Source organism: Atlantibacter subterraneus, assembly GCF_007570865.1.
Classification (GTDB): domain Bacteria; phylum Pseudomonadota; class Gammaproteobacteria; order Enterobacterales; family Enterobacteriaceae; genus Atlantibacter; species Atlantibacter subterraneus.
The window spans coordinates 109,573-124,946 of the sequence record NZ_VLPS01000009.1 but is presented as its reverse complement, the minus strand read 5'-3'; the positions used below and the strand labels follow the sequence as shown (position 1 = coordinate 124,946).

Below are 15,374 nucleotides of genomic sequence, written 5' to 3'. Positions count from 1 at the left end.
ATTAACGGCGGTAATCGCGGAACGGGCCGTCCGCCACGGAACGGCGTTCGATCAGGCGCGGGTGTACCTCGATGGTTTGCGACTCTTCGCGCTTATTGACGATGCGGTCGAGCAGCATATTAAACGCGGTTTCGCCCAGCGAATCTTTCGGCTGGTGGATGGTGGTCAACGCCGGGCTAAAGTAGCGCGCGTTGCGCACATTGTCATAACCGATCACCGAAATATCCTGCGGCACCCGCAGGCCCATCTCATCGGCGGCGCAAATCGCGCCCATCGCCATCACGTCGCCGCCGCAGAACACGGCGGTAGGACGCGGCTGCTGGGAAAGGATTTGCTGCATCGCGCGATAGCCGGATTCCGGTTCGAAATCACCCTGCACAATCCAGTTTTCCGGCACGGCGATTTGCACTTCTTCCAACGCTTTCAGGAAACCTGCCAGACGGCCCGCGCCGGTGTTGCGCTCCAGCGGGCCGGGGATCACGCCGATTTCGCGGTGGCCGCGTTCAATCAGATAGCGGCCAGCCATGTAGCCGCCCTGGAAGGCGTTATCGATCACCGAGTCGGTGAAGTCGGCTTTGGCTTCGCCCCAGTCCATCACCACCATCGGGATATGTCGGTACTCTTCCAGTGTCGACAGCAGCGATTCCGGGTATTCGGAGCACATCACCAGTAAACCGTCGACGCGCTTTTGCGCCATCATTGACAGATAAGCGCGCTGTTTTTCCTGGTTGTTGTGGGCGTTGCCGAGGATCAGGGTATAGCCTTTGCTGAAACAGCTGTTTTCTACGGCTTCAATGATTTCAGCAAAATAGGGCGCTTCGCTGCTGGTAGCCAGCAAACCGATGGATTTGGTGTGGTTAACTTTTAAGCTGCGTGCCACGGCGCTGGGGGAATAGTGTAATTCCTTAATAGCTGCCCAGACTGCATTGCGCGTTTCTTCCGCAACAAAGCGGGTTTTGTTAATAACGTGCGACACAGTTGTAGTGGAAACGTTTGCGCGTTTAGCGACATCTTTTATTGTTGCCATTCTTGTTACTCCAGACCCTCTCCGAGCCCCTGTTCATCACAGGTTAAACGTTTGCCTATGCCAACCTCGGTCCGCAACATTTCGGTTGCATCATGTCGGGGAGTGCGACATCAAAAGGAGGGGGTCAATGGCTGGTGAAAAATAAGGTAGCGACGGATTTTGTCTGATCTTGCGCAAAAGGGGAAGAGGGAAAACGCATATCAGTTTAAATCCCGTGGTATTTTTGTCTGAATTTATGCAAAAATGATCTGCACACACTTTTAATGTGGGTAACAAGGAGAGCAAAAATGAGCACAGACCTGAAATTTTCTCTGGTGACAACCGTTATCGTGCTGGGACTGATTGTGGCAACCGGTTTAGTTGCCGTTCTGAACTAAACAAAATTGTATTTCGATCGCGTTTGGCATTAACAAACACCAGAAAATCGCGGTTTTTTGGTGTTTGGTTCCTCTTCTCAATAGCCGCCTCTATTATTCACAATTGTGCAAAAATCTTTTGCCAAAATGGTTACTTCCCTTCTGATGTGACAAATGTCACTCTTTGCTTCTTTTTTCTGACAGGTCGCCCTGCGTAGAGCGCTGTGAAGCGACATGACTTCTGGAATTTACCCATGAAAATAAACACTCCGCTGCTGGCGCTGGCTATCGGCGCGTTTGGGATCGGTACAACAGAATTTTCACCGATGGGGCTGCTGCCGGTTATCGCAAAAGGGGTAGACGTGTCGATCCCCGCCGCCGGGATGCTGATCAGCGCCTATGCGGTAGGCGTGATGGTCGGCGCGCCGCTGATGACGCTGCTGCTGTCGCATCGCGCCCGGCGCAGCGCGCTGATTTTCCTGATGGCGATTTTCACGCTCGGCAACGTGCTTTCCGCCATCGCGCCGGATTACGCCACCCTGATGGTATCGCGCATTATCACCAGCCTGAATCACGGCGCGTTTTTCGGCCTGGGATCGGTGGTAGCGGCAAGCGTGGTGCCGAAGCATAAACAGGCCAGCGCGGTCGCTACCATGTTTATGGGGCTGACCATCGCCAATATCGGCGGCGTACCGGCGGCGACCTGGCTTGGCGAAACCATCGGCTGGCGGATGTCGTTCCTGGCGACGGCGGGCCTCGGCGTGATTTCTATGGTCAGCCTGGGGTTGTCGCTGCCGAAAGGCGGTGCGGGCGAGCGCCCTGACGTGAAGAAAGAGTTGTCAGTGCTGATGCGCCCGCAGGTGGTGAGCGCTCTGATGACCACCGTGCTGGGCGCGGGGGCGATGTTTACGCTGTATACCTATATTTCTCCGGTGTTGCAGCACGTCACTCACGCCACGCCGCTGTTTGTTACCGCGATGCTGGTGCTGATTGGCGTCGGTTTCTCCCTCGGCAACTGGCTGGGCGGACGCCTGGCGGATAAATCGGTCACCGGCACCCTGAAAGGCTTTTTGCTGCTGTTGATTGTGATTATGGCCGCCATTCCGTGGCTGGCGCGCAGTGAATTCGGCGCGGCGCTGAGCATGGTGGTATGGGGCGCGGCGACCTTTGCGGTGGTCCCGCCGTTGCAGATGCGCGTGATGCGCGTAGCCAGCGAAGCGCCGGGGCTGTCGTCATCGGTTAATATCGGCGCGTTTAACCTCGGCAATGCCCTGGGCGCGGCGGCGGGCGGCGCGGTGATACAGGCGGGCTTAGGGTTCAGCATGGTGCCGGTGATGGGGGCGATGATTGCGGCTATCGGTCTGGGGCTGGTGGTGCTCTCTTCCCGACGCGAGCGCCAGACGCTGTGCGCGGCAGAATAAAAAACGGAGAAGGGCGACCTTCTCCGTGATACGGGCTTATGCGGCGAAGTTTTTCGCCGCAAACTCCCAGTTTACCAGCGCCCAGAAGTGCTCCAGGTACTGCGGACGGGCGTTGCGGTAGTCGATGTAATAAGCATGTTCCCACACGTCCACCGTCAGTAGCGGTTTAGCGTCGCTGGTTAACGGGGTGCCGGCGTTAGACGTTGAAACAATCGCCAGCGCGCCGTCAGGTTTTTTCACCAGCCAGGTCCAGCCGGAACCAAAGTTCTTGATAGCCGCATCGGTAAACTGCGCTTTAAACTCCGCAAAGCTGCCAAACGCCTTGTCGATGGCCTCCGCCAGCGCGCCGGTCGGCTCGCCGCCCGCGTTGGGTGCCAGGCAGTGCCAGTAGAAAGTGTGGTTCCACACCTGGGCGGCGTTATTGAACACACCGCCTTCCGAGCTGCGCACGATCTCTTCCAGCGATTTGCCTTCAAACGCGGTGCCTTTGATCAGGTTATTCAGGTTGGTAACGTAGGCCTGATGGTGCTTTCCGTAGTGATATTCCAGCGTTTCGGCGGAAATGTGCGGCGCAAGCGCATCTTTGGCATACGGTAATGCAGGTAATTCGAACGACATTGCTTCACTCCTTATTATGATTCACTAAATTCCACGCATTTAGTGTGGGTTTAGGGTAGCAAATCAAAAGGGCAAGCAAAAGATGAAGTTACCTGCCTGTTAGTCAGGCAGGTAAAGGATTAACGAATGTTCTTTGAGGTCATCACGCGGCGTGCGCCCACGTAATGGCGTTGCCAGTAGTCTTCGCTAAGAGAAGTGATTTGAATGTCGCGACCGGAACGCGGGGACTGAATAAATTTCCCGTTGCCGACGTAAACGCCCACGTGATCGGCAGTGCCGCGGCCCCGGGTGCGGAAGAACACCAGGTCACCGCTTTCCAGCTCCGCCACGTTGACCGGTGCGGCATCGCGCAGGTGGTACATCTCGTTAGCGGTGCGCGGAATACGGAACTTCACCAGATCTTTATAGGCGTAATAAATCAGCCCGCTACAATCAAAACCGGTACGCGGCGACGATCCCCCCCAGCGGTAAGGTTTGCCGATTTGGCCCATCAGTTTGGTCATGGCGGTTTGTTGCGCTTTTTGCACCCGAATTTTATGCGCTTCGGCAATTGTGGTGGGCTTGGCGGCTTTTGCCGTCACGCACTGTTTCTTGCCGGTTTTACGGGATTTGGTGCAGGTCTGCTTGACGACATCCGCAGCGGCAGTGACGGGCTGAGAAACCCGACGATTTTTGGCTACGGTTTTAGAAGAGGCGGCGGTTTTCTTGCCGGAGGTACTTTTTTTAGCGGTAGTTGTTTTCGCGGTTTTTACTGCTGATGGTTTAGTGGTTTTCTTTTTTGCTGCGGTCTTGCTGGCGGTGGTTTGTTTAGTAGTGGTTTTCGTTTTGGTGATTTGCTTATACACGGCCGATGGACGTGCGTGCTCCGACGCCTGAGCTAATGGCGTAAAGGTTAAAGACGTAAAAAACAGAGCACAAAGCGTAAGCGAAACTTTATTCATCCGCGCCACTGAGCGTTCCCCTGAACTAAGCTGACAATCATGCCAACGTGTGATTTCCAAAAACCCGTCGATTCTAATCTATAAAATTGCCTGAAGGTAAGAGAGTTATTATCCCAAAACGCTGTTTTGATACCGGGCGCAAATAAAATAGCCAACCGGCGAATCGCATGATGGCTTTTTGCACAATAGTTGAGTGAAAGAGTAAGGTTTTACGTGGCGAAAATGTTATTCTTGCCACATGTTTACCGGGACTGTTGCGTTTATCTGCCAGATTTACACGGTTCCTTGATAACCAGTAAAATACAGGCTGTTTGCCTGAGAAGCTTGAGGAAGCAAGACAATGAGCACCACTATCGAAAAAATTGAACGCCAAATCGCTGAAAACCCGATCCTGCTGTACATGAAAGGCTCCCCGAAGCTGCCGAGCTGTGGTTTCTCCGCTCAGGCCGTACAGGCGCTGTCTGCCTGCGGCGAACGTTTTGCTTACGTCGACATTCTGCAGAACCCGGACATCCGCGCCGAGCTGCCGAAATACGCTAACTGGCCAACCTTCCCGCAGCTGTGGGTAGACGGTGAACTGGTCGGCGGCTGCGATATCATTATCGAGATGTACCAGCGCGGCGAACTGCAGCAGCTGATCAAAGAAACGGCTGAAAAACACAAAGAATCTGACGCGGAGTAATTCGCACAGGCATAAAAAAAGCGACCCTGGGTCGCTTTTTTTTGTTTATTCATCAGCCTGCAACGGCGGAACTGGCCAGCCGCCCAGACGCTTCCAGCGGTTAACGATTTCGCAAAACAGCAGCGCCGTTTGTTCGGTGTCATACAGGGCGGAGTGCGCCTGGGTGCTGTCAAACGGGATGCCCGCCGCCAGGCAGGCTTTCGCCAGCACGGTTTGCCCCAATGCCAGACCGCTTAACGCCGCGGTATCAAAGGTCACAAACGGGTGGAACGGGTTGCGCTTCAGCGAGGCGCGTTCCGCCGCCGCCATCAGAAAGCCGTGATCAAACGTGGCGTTGTGCGCCACCATAATCGCCCGGTTACAGCCGCGATCTTTAATGCCTTTACGCACCATTTTAAAGATAGCGTGCAGGGCATCATATTCGCTGACCGCGCCGCGCAGCGGGTTGCTGGGATCGATGCCGTTAAAGGCCAGGGCTTCGGGTTGTAAATTCGCGCCTTCGAAGGGTTCGACATGGAAGTGCAGCGTTTCGTCGATACCGAGCCAACCCTGTTCATCCATCTTTAGCGTGACGGCGGCGATTTCCAGCAGGGCGTCAGTTTTAGCGTTGAATCCGGCAGTTTCCACATCAATCACGACGGGATAAAAACCACGAAAACGGTCGCACAGACCGGTAAGTTGAGCGTTGTCGGACATCAGCGTCTCTATGTTGGGGAATGAAAAGCAGCGCGTATTATGGCAAAAAAAGGCGGGAGTTGCAGCAGGGCGGGCGCAGTTAGCGCCCGCGAGGAGATCAGTTGCCGAGGCCTTTGCCGGCGTCTTTGGCTTCAATCAGTTCGATTTTATAGCCGTCCGGATCTTCAACGAAGGCAATAACCGTGGTGCCGCCTTTGACCGGGCCAGCTTCGCGGGTGACGTTGCCGCCGTTGGCGCGAATGCGTTCGCAGGCTTGCGCCGCGTTATCCACGCTTAGCGCGATGTGGCCGTAGGCGGTGCCGAGCTCATAACTGTCCACACCCCAGTTGTAAGTCAGCTCGATAACGGCTTCTTCACTTTCCGGACCGTAGCCAACGAACGCCAGAGAGTATTTGTACTCTTCGTTTTCGCTGGTGCGCAACAGGGTCATGCCCAGTACTTTGGTGTAGAAATCGATGGAACGTTGCAAGTCGCCAACGCGTAACATGGTGTGAAGTAAACGCATAACATCCTCTTTATCTGTAAGTTTTTAACCATCAAGGGAATTTGAGTATAGCGGCGATACGTCGCCGCTATCAATTCCCATCACAGCGTGGGGTAGTCGATATAGCCTTCCGCGCCGCCGCCGTAGAACAGCTCCGGTTTCTGGGCATTCAGCTCCGCTTTGTGCTGTAGACGTTCTACCAGGTCCGGGTTGGCGATGTAGACGCGGCCAAACGCAACGGCGTCGATATAGCCTTTGGAAATCAACTGTTCCGCTTTTTCTGCCGTGTAGGCACCGGCCCCGATGATAACGCCCGGGTACTGCTGGCGCACTTTGGTGCGGAATTCGTCAGAGTATGGCTTGCCGCCCGCCCAGTCCGGTTCGGAAATATGCAGGTAGGCCAGGTTGCGTTTTGCCAGCTCGCCAATCAGATACAGCGCGGCTTCTTCCTGGTCTTCGCCGTTGTCGAGGCCGTTGAACGGGCCGAGCGGCGAAATGCGAATGCCGATGCGATCGGATGCCCAGGCATCGCTGACCGAATCCACCACGTCAAGCACTAAGCGGGTGCGGTTTTCGATGCTGCCGCCGTAAGCGTCGGTACGCTGGTTAGAGGCCGGGGAGAGGAACTGGTGCAGCAGATAGCCATGGGCGGCATGCAGTTCCACCAGATCGAATCCGGCTTCGCGGGCGTTAATCACCGCCTGGCGGAAGTCATTAACAATCCCGGGGATTTCTTCGGTTTCCAGCGCGCGTGGCGTAGAGGTATCGACGCGAGTCGCGTGGCCCTGTTCATCACGCAGCGAGGTGCGAGTTTCCGCACGGATCGCCGACGGCGCGACCGGCGCTTCACCGCCCGGTTGCAGACTGGCGTGGGAAATACGGCCAGTGTGCCACAGCTGGACCGCAATACGGCCATCGCGTTCGTGAACCGCTGCGGTGATTTTTTTCCATGCGGCGATTTGTTCTTCGCTGTGCAGACCCGGCGCGCCCGCATAGCCTTTCGCCTGGGCAGAAATCTGGGTCGCTTCGCTGATGATCAGACCGGAGCTGGCGCGCTGGCGGTAATACTCCACCATCATGGCGGTTGGGATATCGCCCGGCTCGATGCTGCGCAGCCGGGTTAACGGCGCCATAAATACGCGGTTCGGCACGCTAACAGCGCCCACTTTTAGCGGGGTAAACAGTTTCTCTGATGACATAAAAACTCCTGAGTAGACCGGTCGTCTAGTATTGTTCGAAATAAAAAGCACCTGTTACTCAGGTGCTGAGAGTAAGGCTTTCACATGGCCCAACGCGCTTTCTAACGGCAGGGCGCTGCGCGAAATTTTGGCCTGCAGGCTGGCACCCAGCCACAGGGCGTAAAGCACGTTTGCGGTGGAGACGGCATCATGGGTTAACCTCAGGCTGCCTTCCTGCACGCCCTGCGCCAGGCTTTCCGCCAGCAGGGCGATGATTTTCGCCGCGCCGCGATCGAGCGCGACGCGCATATCTTCCGACAGATCGCACACCTCGGCAGACAGCTTCACCGTCAGGCAACCGTTGATCTGGTCGTGCTGGCAAAACTGTTGCAGCGTTTGCTGATAGTGCGCCAGCAGCTTTTCACGGGCGTTGCTGCCTGGCGCAGAAAAATGCTGGGCTAAGCGCTGATGATAGGCCGTGTAGTAGCGCTCGAGCATCGCCACACCAAAGGCTTCTTTTGAACGGAAGTAGTGGTAAAACGACCCTTTCGGCACTTCAGCGGTTTTTAGCAGCTCGCTTAATCCCATACCCACAAAGCCCCGGTGCAGGCAAAGCTGCTCGCCGGTTGCAAGGATGTGTTCGCGGGTATTGTGTTCAGCTATCTTGTTCATGGCGCTTACTGTAGTAGACCAATCGGTCTAATGCAATTTTTTCTTTATCGCTTCAAGTGACGTTGTCACAAATAAAGCCGAGCACTTGCAACAACGGCTTTCACAGGCTTGAATAGTAACAAGGCATTCAATCCGGAGGGGCAGTGGCCGAACAACTCGAGTTTTTCCCGATCCAAAGCCCGTGTCGCGGGATTTGCCAGTCCGATGAAAAGGGCTTTTGCCGCGGCTGTATGCGCAGCAGAGACGAGCGTTTCAACTGGCAGGCCATGAGCGACGCCCAGAAGCAGGAAGTGCTACGCCTGTGCAGCCAGCGCTGGCTGCGCAAGCTGCGCGCCGGTAAAACTTCGCAGGATGACGAACCGCAACAACCTTCACTTTTCTAGCCAGCGCAGTCACGTATACTCAGCACTCTTTTATTCGTCGAGGAAATTAAGATGGTTCAGCGTATTACCCTTGCGCCGCAAGGCCCGGAATTTTCGCGTCTGGTGATGGGCTACTGGCGGCTGATGGACTGGAATATGTCGGCGCGGGAGCTGGTCAGCTTTATCGAACAACATCTCGATTTAGGGATCACCACCGTCGATCACGCCGATATTTACGGCGGTTACCAGTGCGAAGCGGCGTTTGGCGAAGCGCTGAAGCTGGCACCGCAGCTGCGCGACAGAATGGAAATCGTCACCAAGTGCGGCATCGCCACCACGGCCAAAGCGGAAAATAAAATTGGCCACTACATCACCGATCGCGCGCATATTGTCGAAAGCGCCGAGACCTCGCTGAAAAATCTTGCCGTTGAGCATCTCGATCTGCTGCTGATCCACCGCCCGGACCCGTTAATGGATGCGGATGAGGTGGCCGAAGCCTTCCTGCAACTGCACCAGGCAGGCAAAGTGCGCCACTTCGGCGTATCGAACTTCACTCCGGCGCAGTTCTCGCTGCTCCAGTCGCGTCTGCCGTTTACGCTGGCGACTAACCAGGTAGAAATTTCTCCGGTTCATCAGCCGCTGCTGCTGGACGGTACGCTTGATCAGCTGCAACAGCTGCGCATTCGCCCAATGGCGTGGTCCTGCCTCGGCGGTGGCCGCCTGTTTAACGATGAGACCTTTCAGCCGCTGCGTGATGAACTGCACCAGGTGGCGCAGGAGATCGGCGCGCAAACCATCGAACAGGTGGTCTACGCGTGGGTGATGCGTCTGCCGTCGCAGCCGCTACCGATTATCGGTTCAGGAAAAATCGAACGCGTGCGGTCTGCGATCCATGCGCTGTCGCTGGCGATGACTCGTCAGCAGTGGTTCCGCATCCGTAAAGCCGCGCTGGGTTACGATGTACCGTAATTCCTAAAATCGTCGCCTCCCGATTCGAATCTTGCCTGTGTTCTAGACTTAACAGGCAAATACATGAATCAGGAGGCACGATGAAAAAGATCAGTCTGGCAATGGTTGTCCTGTTTGCCTGCGGCGCAGCCCAGGCAGCCAGTGAAGACGTTGAGATGCATCTGGTTACCCCTCAGGGCATCGGTCAATCCATCGGTGAAGTCGAAATTGAAGAAACCGATAACGGCCTGAAATTTACCCCCGATCTGAAAGCCCTGCCGCCCGGCGAGCGCGGTTTCCACATCCACGCTAACGGCAGCTGCGAACCGGCGATGAAAGACGGTAAACCGTCCGCGGCAGAAGCGGCGGGTGGTCACCTCGATCCGCAAACGACCGGTAAGCACCAGGGCCCGGAAGGCGCAGGCCATATTGGGGATCTGCCGGTGCTGTTAGTGGATAAAGACGGCAACGCCAAAGAGGCGGTCACCGCGCCACGTCTGAAAAAACTGGATGAAGTGAAGGGCAAGGCGCTGATGATCCACGTCGGTGGCGATAACATGTCCGATAAACCGGAACCGCTTGGCGGTGGCGGGGCACGTTTCGCCTGTGGCGTTATAAAATAGTCGCCGGTGCGCCGTCAGCGGGGTTATCCGCTGTCGGCGCTTGCTCCAACTGTTTAAGCGAACAGTACAAACGCCAAATCAACGCCGCCAGCTCCACCGCAGCCGGATCGTTGCGTCGGGCTAACACCTCGGCATAGCGCTGCAATTCAATCAACGCCACCCCAAGCGGTTTTTTCTGAATACCGCGCTCGCTCATCACGTTGCGTAGCGTGCTGATGCAGATATCCCGCACCTGCGACAGCGGATCGGAACGCGCTTCCCAGGCGCGTAGCGCCCATACCACGTGTGAACAGTTGAGCAACACCACGCCCCAGCGCAGCAGCCAGCGGCGGGCGCTCTCTTCTTTGGCCTGGCTGAGCTGGTGGACGTGATGGTAAACCAGCGATTCGAATTCGCTTTCGCTGTACTCGGGTTTTCGACTCAGCTGATCGATAAAGCCCCGGCGCAGCGCCCGAATATGACGGCGGCCTTTACGGGTGTCCGAACCGGGTTTCAAAATCGAGAACGCCATCCAGGCCAGGCCCACGCCGATGATTTTCGCCAGGTTATCGTTAAGAAAATCGCCAAAGTCATAAACCGGCGGGTTGGTCACCGCGATAAAGGAACCCATAAAAACGATGAGTTGCCCCCATAAACCCGCGAATTTTGGCTGCTGGAGCTTCATCAGTTGCATGGTGGTCAGCAGCGGGAATAGAAACAGCAGGAACTCCCACAGTTCGGTAACCCGAATCATCAGGCCGAATTTGACCGCAAAGCTAAACAGTGACAGCAATATCAGGGTGCGCATCAGCAGGGACAATGACTGATGCGGGGAGGGCGACGAGGAATAGAGTACGCAGCAAATGGCGATCATGGTCAGGGCGGAACTGCCGGCATCCCACTGCGCCGTTATGGTCCAGGCGCAGCCCAGAATAATGACGCAAAACGTGCGTAACGCATTCCACAGGGCTTCAGCGATATCGGCATGACGGGTCAGCGAGGCGGTTTTCGGCGTGGGGACGTCAATACCCGCGCGATCGTTTTCCAGCGCGACCAGTTGATGATTCACCCGCAGGTAGCTATGACAAAAATAGCGCAGGCGCTGCCAGTACGCGAGGTGCCGGTAATCATTCGCTTTCTGCGGCAGGCACAGCGCCAGCAGGCGGGCAATGCGGTAGCGATCCGGCTGCTCGCGCGCCAGCTCGGTCAGTATCTCGCTCTGCAGCGCAGCGATGTGCGGCGGCATGTTTTGCCAGTTTATTAATAACCGGCGCAGGCCGGATATGGTGCTGGTCAGACGTAGCTGTTGATGCAGGATGGCATTGAGCAGATTGTTGTTCTGACGAAACCGGTAATGGCTCCAGAATGCCTGGATACGCAGAATATTCAGCGTCAGGATTTGGCCGATCATTCCCTGGTGGGCGGTGCGCATCGCGTCGGTGGTCTCTGGTTGCCAGAGTAAACTGGCATGTTCCAGCAGCCGCGCGTGCAGGGTTTTCAGCGACACCAGCAGCGTGGTGCCATCAGAGGTGCTGGGCAGCACCATCATCATCAAACCGCCGCAGGCGATGCCGATCAGCACTTCACACACCCTGGCCTGGGCGATATCCCAGAGCTGGGTCGTTTCCACAGTATTCACCATGGTAAAGGCGATGATCGCGGCGGTATATCCCGCAAGCTGGGCGGCATAGGCGGCGTTATTGTGAAAATGGCTGGAGGTCCAGGTGCACAGCGCCAGCCAGCCGGCCATGGAAAGCGAAAAAAACCACGGATCGTTGAGCGTGCTCCCGGCAATCATCAGCGATGCGCTGGCCCCGATCAGGCTACCCACCACCCGGCCAAGGCTTTTACTGATCACGCCGCCTGGCGTCGGGAAACTCACCACGGCGGCAGAGGTCATGGCCCAGTAAGGCTCATCTAAATCGAGCGCGTAGGCGATACTCAGCGCCAGGCACATGGCAATCGCGTTGCGCAGGGCGTAACGCCACTGGTTTCCCGTTGCTTTGCCCCAGGGCGCGCGTTGCCAGTCAAGCCAGCCGAGATTCATGGATTATTGCTCGATAGCGATGGTGCAGGTGGTGCCGGAGACTAACAGCGCGTTATCCGGTACGTTTTGCAGCTCGAAACGCACCGGCACCCGCTGGGCCAGCCTGACCCAGGGCACATTGGGTTTCACGTCGGGCACCAGCCCGCTGTCGGTTTCCACACTTTGATCGTAAATTGCCCGGCCAATGCTCTCAACCCGGCCGGTAAGCGGCGCATCGTTGCTGAGCAGGGTGATCCTGGCAGTTGCACCCGGCGCAATATGGCGCAGTTTGGTCTCTTCAAAATAACCAACCACATAGAAGGAGTGGCTGTCGATTAACGCGAAAACCGGCGCGCCGGTGGCGGCGTAGTTCCCGACGCGTACCGACAGATTGGTCACCCAGCCGTCGACTGGCGCGGTGACGTTGGTCTGGGAGAGCTGCCATTGTGCCTGCTCCAGCGCGGCCTTTGCCACATTCACGGCGGCCTGCATGGCTTTCACGTTGAGGGTGGCGCTGTCTAACTCTTCCGCGGAAATATAGTTGTGCGGCAGATGCTGGCGGCGGCTGGCTTCATTCTGCGCTTTCGCCAGGTCGGACTGGGCGTGGGCCAGCTGCGCTTCGGCGTTGAGTACCGCAATGTGGAACGGCGTGGCATCTATGCTGAACAGCGGCGCACCGGCTTTCACGAACTGATTATCGCGCACGTTAATTTGGGTGATGGTGCCGCCGACCTGGGGCGAAATATCCACCAGCTCGGCGCGCACTTTCCCGTCGCGTGTCCAGGGGGACTGCATGTAATAGTTCCACAGCCACCAGCCAGCCAGAATCGCTGCTGCCAGCACAATCAGTGTGGAAAAGTACTTCACCGACTTCATCATCAAAACAGCCCTGTAGTGAGAAGAAACATCCCGCCGCATACCGACAGGACAAACAGCGATAAATCCATCAGCGTGGGGTGCCAGACAGCGCCTGAGTAGAGCCAGTTACGCACCAGTCGATGCACGATGAGCCAGATAAACAGGCCGATAAACACCGCTTTGAAAATGGGGGGGAAATAGACAGAAGCACCGACCACCACATCCTGTAGCGGCATGCCGGGTGGCATAGATAACAGTTTCACTTCGGATTAACCCTAATCATAACGGCCATAACACGCTGTTTCCCTGACAGGTTGTAGAATCAAATTATAGACTTTGCGCGAAGCGGCAGGAAAATCAGTAATTTGTTTTAGACATATAAATGCTGCACACTAAGTTTAAAATCAGTATAATAAGTTAGCAAGCTAATTATAAGGAGATGAAATTGGAATCGCCATTAGGTTCTGATCTGGCGCGGCTGGTACGCATATGGCGTGCTCTGATTGACCATCGCCTGAAACCTCTGGAGTTGACGCAAACCCACTGGGTTACATTGCATAACATTCACGAGTTGCCGCCCGATCAATCGCAAATACAACTGGCTAAAGCGATCGGTATTGAACAGCCGTCGCTGGTGCGTACGCTGGATCAGCTGGAAGAGAAGGGGCTGATCGCCCGTCACACCTGCGCAAACGACAGGCGCGCAAAACGCATCAAGCTGACGGAAAAAGCGGCACCGATCATCAGCGAAATGGAAGATGTGATCCGCAAGACCCGGGGCGAAATCCTCGGTGGCATCAGCCAGCAGGAGCTCGAACTGTTAATCAACCTTATCGAGCGGATTGAAAAGAACATCATCCGGCTACACGGCCAGGATTAATCAAAGGCCTCGCTTTCACGAGGCCTTTTCTTTTAGTGATAATTCACTACCCGATTGCGTCCCTCTTTCTTAGCGCGATACATCGCCTGGTCGGCGCGTTCAAGGCACTCCTCAATAGTGCAGTTTGCTTCCGTTACGGTATATACGCCCATGCTCATGGTGACAGGCTCCGCTAACCCGTTAACCACCTCCTGACGGCTTCGTTCAGCGATGGCAGACTGAATCCGGCAGGCGATATTCATGGCATTGACATTATTGGTGGTATTTAACACTAAAATAAATTCTTCACCGCCCAACCGGGCGGCAATATCATGGTTGCGAATCGAATTCATCAGTTGTTGACCGATAAAGCGTATTACTTTATCGCCCTGAACATGACCATAGCGATCGTTAATTTTTTTGAAATGATCCAGGTCGCATAAAACAATGGACACAGGCTGTGCCTCACTGGCGGCGAGAAGATACTGCTGGATGTGTTCAAACAAATAACTGCGATTGTAAAGGCCGCTTAATGGGTCATGCATCGCTTTGTGATAAGACAGTTGATAGTTTTGATAGGAACGTTGATAAAGCCGAAAAACATCGGTAAGTAGTACCAGTAAAATAATGCCGGTTGAGAACACATCAAACAATCGAGAATAAAACCATGCGGTGCTGGTTGCATGTGTATTGGTCAGGATAATAATCAGCGTCCCACTCTCCGCGACGCACAAAATGGCGATACCCAACCATAAGAGCGTTTTAATTTGGCTGACATGTATTATTAGGCCTAAAGTAATAAACCAGATTGCCAGCATTAAATAGCCGATTTTCTCATGCCAGAGAATTTCCCAGTCAAGGGTCTCGTTATCAATCAAACTTAACGAGAGTGAAGGGTCAAAACTGGAATAAAGATAGCCCACGCTGAGGATGACCAGCGTAAACCCAGCTATTAGCATCAGGCACGTGCGGCGGAGTTTAACACAATCCAGTTTCGCTTTAGCGGCGTAAAGCAGGGCGGTAAAGCAGCACAATCCGGATAACAGAATTTGACGAAACAAGAAAAATATCGCCGCATTATTGTAGTTGTCCGTCACGTTGCTATCACTGGTAAACCAGCCTGGAAAGCTGATTAACGTGCCAGTCGTAAAAAGCGCTGAGCCTGAAAAACCAAATGCCACTGCGATAAGATAAAATCGCTTGCTGTCGCAATAAACGCGCATGAACAATAAACAAGCAAGGATGCCATACATTGACGTTAATAAAATTGTTAAGCCCGGATAAAGCATGGGCGACAATTGAGTAGGGTACGTAAAGTGATGCGTAAATAAAAGATGCAGAGTCAGAAAAAAAAGCAGACTGAAACTAATAAAAAGCATTTTTTTTGTGAGCGGCGTCATCATTATTTTTAACATTGTCGATGCCTTTAGTACGAGCAAAAACTATGCTCATTAAATTGCAAAGATAAACTTACAGGATAATTATCTATTACAGCGACTGTTACAACGATGAGGATTGATATGTTAATAGAAGTATAAAAAAATACCTTAAAGAGAAAGTTTTGTTTGCACCGGCTTTAAAGAAAGTTAATCGCATATTCATCCCTTAATGTGCGTCAGCTTTGCTAAGTTTACCTAAAAGTTT

18 protein-coding genes are annotated in these 15,374 nt (G+C 54.7%); 7 read left to right on the top strand and 11 right to left on the bottom strand.

Translation table 11 applies throughout. The features are described 5' to 3' along the window. Position 1: 1 nt before the first annotated feature. Positions 2–1,027 carry an HTH-type transcriptional repressor PurR gene (gene purR / locus FND52_RS17585; RefSeq protein WP_125293450.1) on the bottom strand — a complete coding sequence of 342 codons (1,026 nt, stop codon included), beginning with the start codon at positions 1,025–1,027 and terminating at the stop codon, positions 2–4. A 287-nt stretch (positions 1,028–1,314) separates the two neighbouring features. Between purR and cydH the strand changes: the two genes are divergently transcribed. Together cydH and FND52_RS17575 are read left to right on the top strand one after the other, a co-directional pair. Then, positions 1,315–1,404, top strand: a complete 90-nt coding sequence (cydH, locus tag FND52_RS17580; protein ID WP_125293449.1) for a cytochrome bd-I oxidase subunit CydH — start codon at positions 1,315–1,317, stop codon at positions 1,402–1,404. 233 nt (positions 1,405–1,637) lie between these two features. Beyond that, entirely contained in the window at positions 1,638–2,804 is a 1,167-nt protein-coding gene (locus FND52_RS17575) for an MFS transporter (protein WP_144132249.1), read from the top strand. A gap of 36 nt (positions 2,805–2,840) precedes the next feature. Here the strand turns inward: FND52_RS17575 and sodB are convergent, their stop codons facing one another. Continuing rightward, positions 2,841–3,422 carry a superoxide dismutase [Fe] gene (sodB, locus tag FND52_RS17570; RefSeq protein WP_144132246.1) on the bottom strand — a complete coding sequence of 194 codons (582 nt, stop codon included), beginning with the start codon at positions 3,420–3,422 and terminating at the stop codon, positions 2,841–2,843. 119 nt (positions 3,423–3,541) lie between these two features. After that, positions 3,542–4,372 carry a C40 family peptidase gene (locus tag FND52_RS17565; RefSeq protein WP_144132244.1) on the bottom strand — a complete coding sequence of 277 codons (831 nt, stop codon included), beginning with the start codon at positions 4,370–4,372 and terminating at the stop codon, positions 3,542–3,544. Positions 4,373–4,703: 331 nt separating this feature from the next. Between FND52_RS17565 and FND52_RS17560 the strand changes: the two genes are divergently transcribed. Continuing rightward, a complete protein-coding gene (locus FND52_RS17560) occupies positions 4,704–5,045 on the top strand; it encodes a Grx4 family monothiol glutaredoxin (RefSeq protein ID WP_125293445.1) in 342 nt (113 codons plus the stop codon). 45 nt (positions 5,046–5,090) lie between these two features. On the opposite strand, the gene rnt is transcribed toward FND52_RS17560, so the two are convergent. From rnt to FND52_RS17540, 4 genes are all read right to left on the bottom strand, one after another. Beyond that, positions 5,091–5,741 (bottom strand): ribonuclease T, encoded by a 651-nt coding sequence (gene rnt, locus FND52_RS17555; protein WP_125293444.1) that lies wholly within the window; start codon positions 5,739–5,741, stop codon positions 5,091–5,093. A 97-nt stretch (positions 5,742–5,838) separates the two neighbouring features. Continuing rightward, positions 5,839–6,246, bottom strand: a complete 408-nt coding sequence (gene gloA, locus FND52_RS17550) for a lactoylglutathione lyase (RefSeq protein WP_125293443.1) — start codon at positions 6,244–6,246, stop codon at positions 5,839–5,841. A gap of 80 nt (positions 6,247–6,326) precedes the next feature. Further along, positions 6,327–7,424: an alkene reductase gene (nemA, locus tag FND52_RS17545; protein ID WP_144132239.1), complete on the bottom strand. Its 1,098-nt coding sequence runs from the start codon at positions 7,422–7,424 to the stop codon at positions 6,327–6,329. Positions 7,425–7,478: 54 nt separating this feature from the next. Then, entirely contained in the window at positions 7,479–8,075 is a 597-nt protein-coding gene (locus FND52_RS17540; protein WP_144132235.1) for a TetR/AcrR family transcriptional regulator, read from the bottom strand. A 143-nt stretch (positions 8,076–8,218) separates the two neighbouring features. Between FND52_RS17540 and FND52_RS17535 the strand changes: the two genes are divergently transcribed. From FND52_RS17535 to sodC, 3 genes are all read left to right on the top strand, one after another. Next, on the top strand, positions 8,219–8,458 hold the full coding sequence (locus FND52_RS17535; protein WP_144132228.1) for a DUF1289 domain-containing protein: 240 nt from the start codon (positions 8,219–8,221) through the stop codon (positions 8,456–8,458). 51 nt (positions 8,459–8,509) lie between these two features. Next, positions 8,510–9,406: an aldo/keto reductase gene (locus FND52_RS17530; protein ID WP_144132222.1), complete on the top strand. Its 897-nt coding sequence runs from the start codon at positions 8,510–8,512 to the stop codon at positions 9,404–9,406. Positions 9,407–9,486: 80 nt separating this feature from the next. Next, entirely contained in the window at positions 9,487–10,008 is a 522-nt protein-coding gene (sodC, locus tag FND52_RS17525) for a superoxide dismutase [Cu-Zn] SodC (RefSeq protein ID WP_125293438.1), read from the top strand. On the opposite strand, the gene FND52_RS17520 is transcribed toward sodC, so the two are convergent. The 3 genes from FND52_RS17520 to FND52_RS17510 are packed head-to-tail and all read right to left on the bottom strand — an operon-like array spanning position 9,998 to position 13,119. Further along, a complete protein-coding gene (locus FND52_RS17520; protein WP_144132217.1) occupies positions 9,998–12,034 on the bottom strand; it encodes an FUSC family protein in 2,037 nt (678 codons plus the stop codon). The two genes, sodC and FND52_RS17520, sit on opposite strands and share 11 nt — an antisense overlap. A gap of 3 nt (positions 12,035–12,037) precedes the next feature. After that, positions 12,038–12,889, bottom strand: a complete 852-nt coding sequence (locus FND52_RS17515) for an efflux RND transporter periplasmic adaptor subunit (RefSeq protein ID WP_376753061.1) — start codon at positions 12,887–12,889, stop codon at positions 12,038–12,040. A 2-nt stretch (positions 12,890–12,891) separates the two neighbouring features. Next, entirely contained in the window at positions 12,892–13,119 is a 228-nt protein-coding gene (locus FND52_RS17510; protein WP_125293574.1) for a DUF1656 domain-containing protein, read from the bottom strand. A 191-nt stretch (positions 13,120–13,310) separates the two neighbouring features. Between FND52_RS17510 and slyA the strand changes: the two genes are divergently transcribed. Further along, on the top strand, positions 13,311–13,751 hold the full coding sequence (gene slyA, locus FND52_RS17505; RefSeq protein WP_125293435.1) for a transcriptional regulator SlyA: 441 nt from the start codon (positions 13,311–13,313) through the stop codon (positions 13,749–13,751). Between the two features lie 32 nt (positions 13,752–13,783). On the opposite strand, the gene FND52_RS17500 is transcribed toward slyA, so the two are convergent. Further along, positions 13,784–15,145 carry a sensor domain-containing diguanylate cyclase gene (locus FND52_RS17500; protein WP_144132207.1) on the bottom strand — a complete coding sequence of 454 codons (1,362 nt, stop codon included), beginning with the start codon at positions 15,143–15,145 and terminating at the stop codon, positions 13,784–13,786. Between the last annotated feature and the right edge of the window lie 229 nt (positions 15,146–15,374).

Bases quoted from the DNA above. Each gene is read 5' to 3' on its own strand.
- purR (WP_125293450.1), bottom strand. From the start codon at position 1,027: ATGGCAACAATAAAAGATGTCGCTAAACGCGCAAACGTTTCCACTACA.
- cydH (WP_125293449.1), top strand. From the start codon at position 1,315: ATGAGCACAGACCTGAAATTTTCTCTGGTGACAACCGTTATCGTGCTG.
- FND52_RS17575 (WP_144132249.1), top strand. From the start codon at position 1,638: ATGAAAATAAACACTCCGCTGCTGGCGCTGGCTATCGGCGCGTTTGGG.
- sodB (WP_144132246.1), bottom strand. From the start codon at position 3,422: ATGTCGTTCGAATTACCTGCATTACCGTATGCCAAAGATGCGCTTGCG.
- FND52_RS17560 (WP_125293445.1), top strand. From the start codon at position 4,704: ATGAGCACCACTATCGAAAAAATTGAACGCCAAATCGCTGAAAACCCG.
- rnt (WP_125293444.1), bottom strand. From the start codon at position 5,741: ATGTCCGACAACGCTCAACTTACCGGTCTGTGCGACCGTTTTCGTGGT.
- gloA (WP_125293443.1), bottom strand. From the start codon at position 6,246: ATGCGTTTACTTCACACCATGTTACGCGTTGGCGACTTGCAACGTTCC.
- nemA (WP_144132239.1), bottom strand. From the start codon at position 7,424: ATGTCATCAGAGAAACTGTTTACCCCGCTAAAAGTGGGCGCTGTTAGC.
- FND52_RS17540 (WP_144132235.1), bottom strand. From the start codon at position 8,075: ATGAACAAGATAGCTGAACACAATACCCGCGAACACATCCTTGCAACC.
- FND52_RS17530 (WP_144132222.1), top strand. From the start codon at position 8,510: ATGGTTCAGCGTATTACCCTTGCGCCGCAAGGCCCGGAATTTTCGCGT.
- sodC (WP_125293438.1), top strand. From the start codon at position 9,487: ATGAAAAAGATCAGTCTGGCAATGGTTGTCCTGTTTGCCTGCGGCGCA.
- FND52_RS17520 (WP_144132217.1), bottom strand. From the start codon at position 12,034: ATGAATCTCGGCTGGCTTGACTGGCAACGCGCGCCCTGGGGCAAAGCA.
- FND52_RS17515 (WP_376753061.1), bottom strand. From the start codon at position 12,889: ATGAAGTCGGTGAAGTACTTTTCCACACTGATTGTGCTGGCAGCAGCG.
- FND52_RS17510 (WP_125293574.1), bottom strand. From the start codon at position 13,119: ATGCCACCCGGCATGCCGCTACAGGATGTGGTGGTCGGTGCTTCTGTC.
- slyA (WP_125293435.1), top strand. From the start codon at position 13,311: ATGAAATTGGAATCGCCATTAGGTTCTGATCTGGCGCGGCTGGTACGC.
- FND52_RS17500 (WP_144132207.1), bottom strand. From the start codon at position 15,145: ATGTTAAAAATAATGATGACGCCGCTCACAAAAAAAATGCTTTTTATT.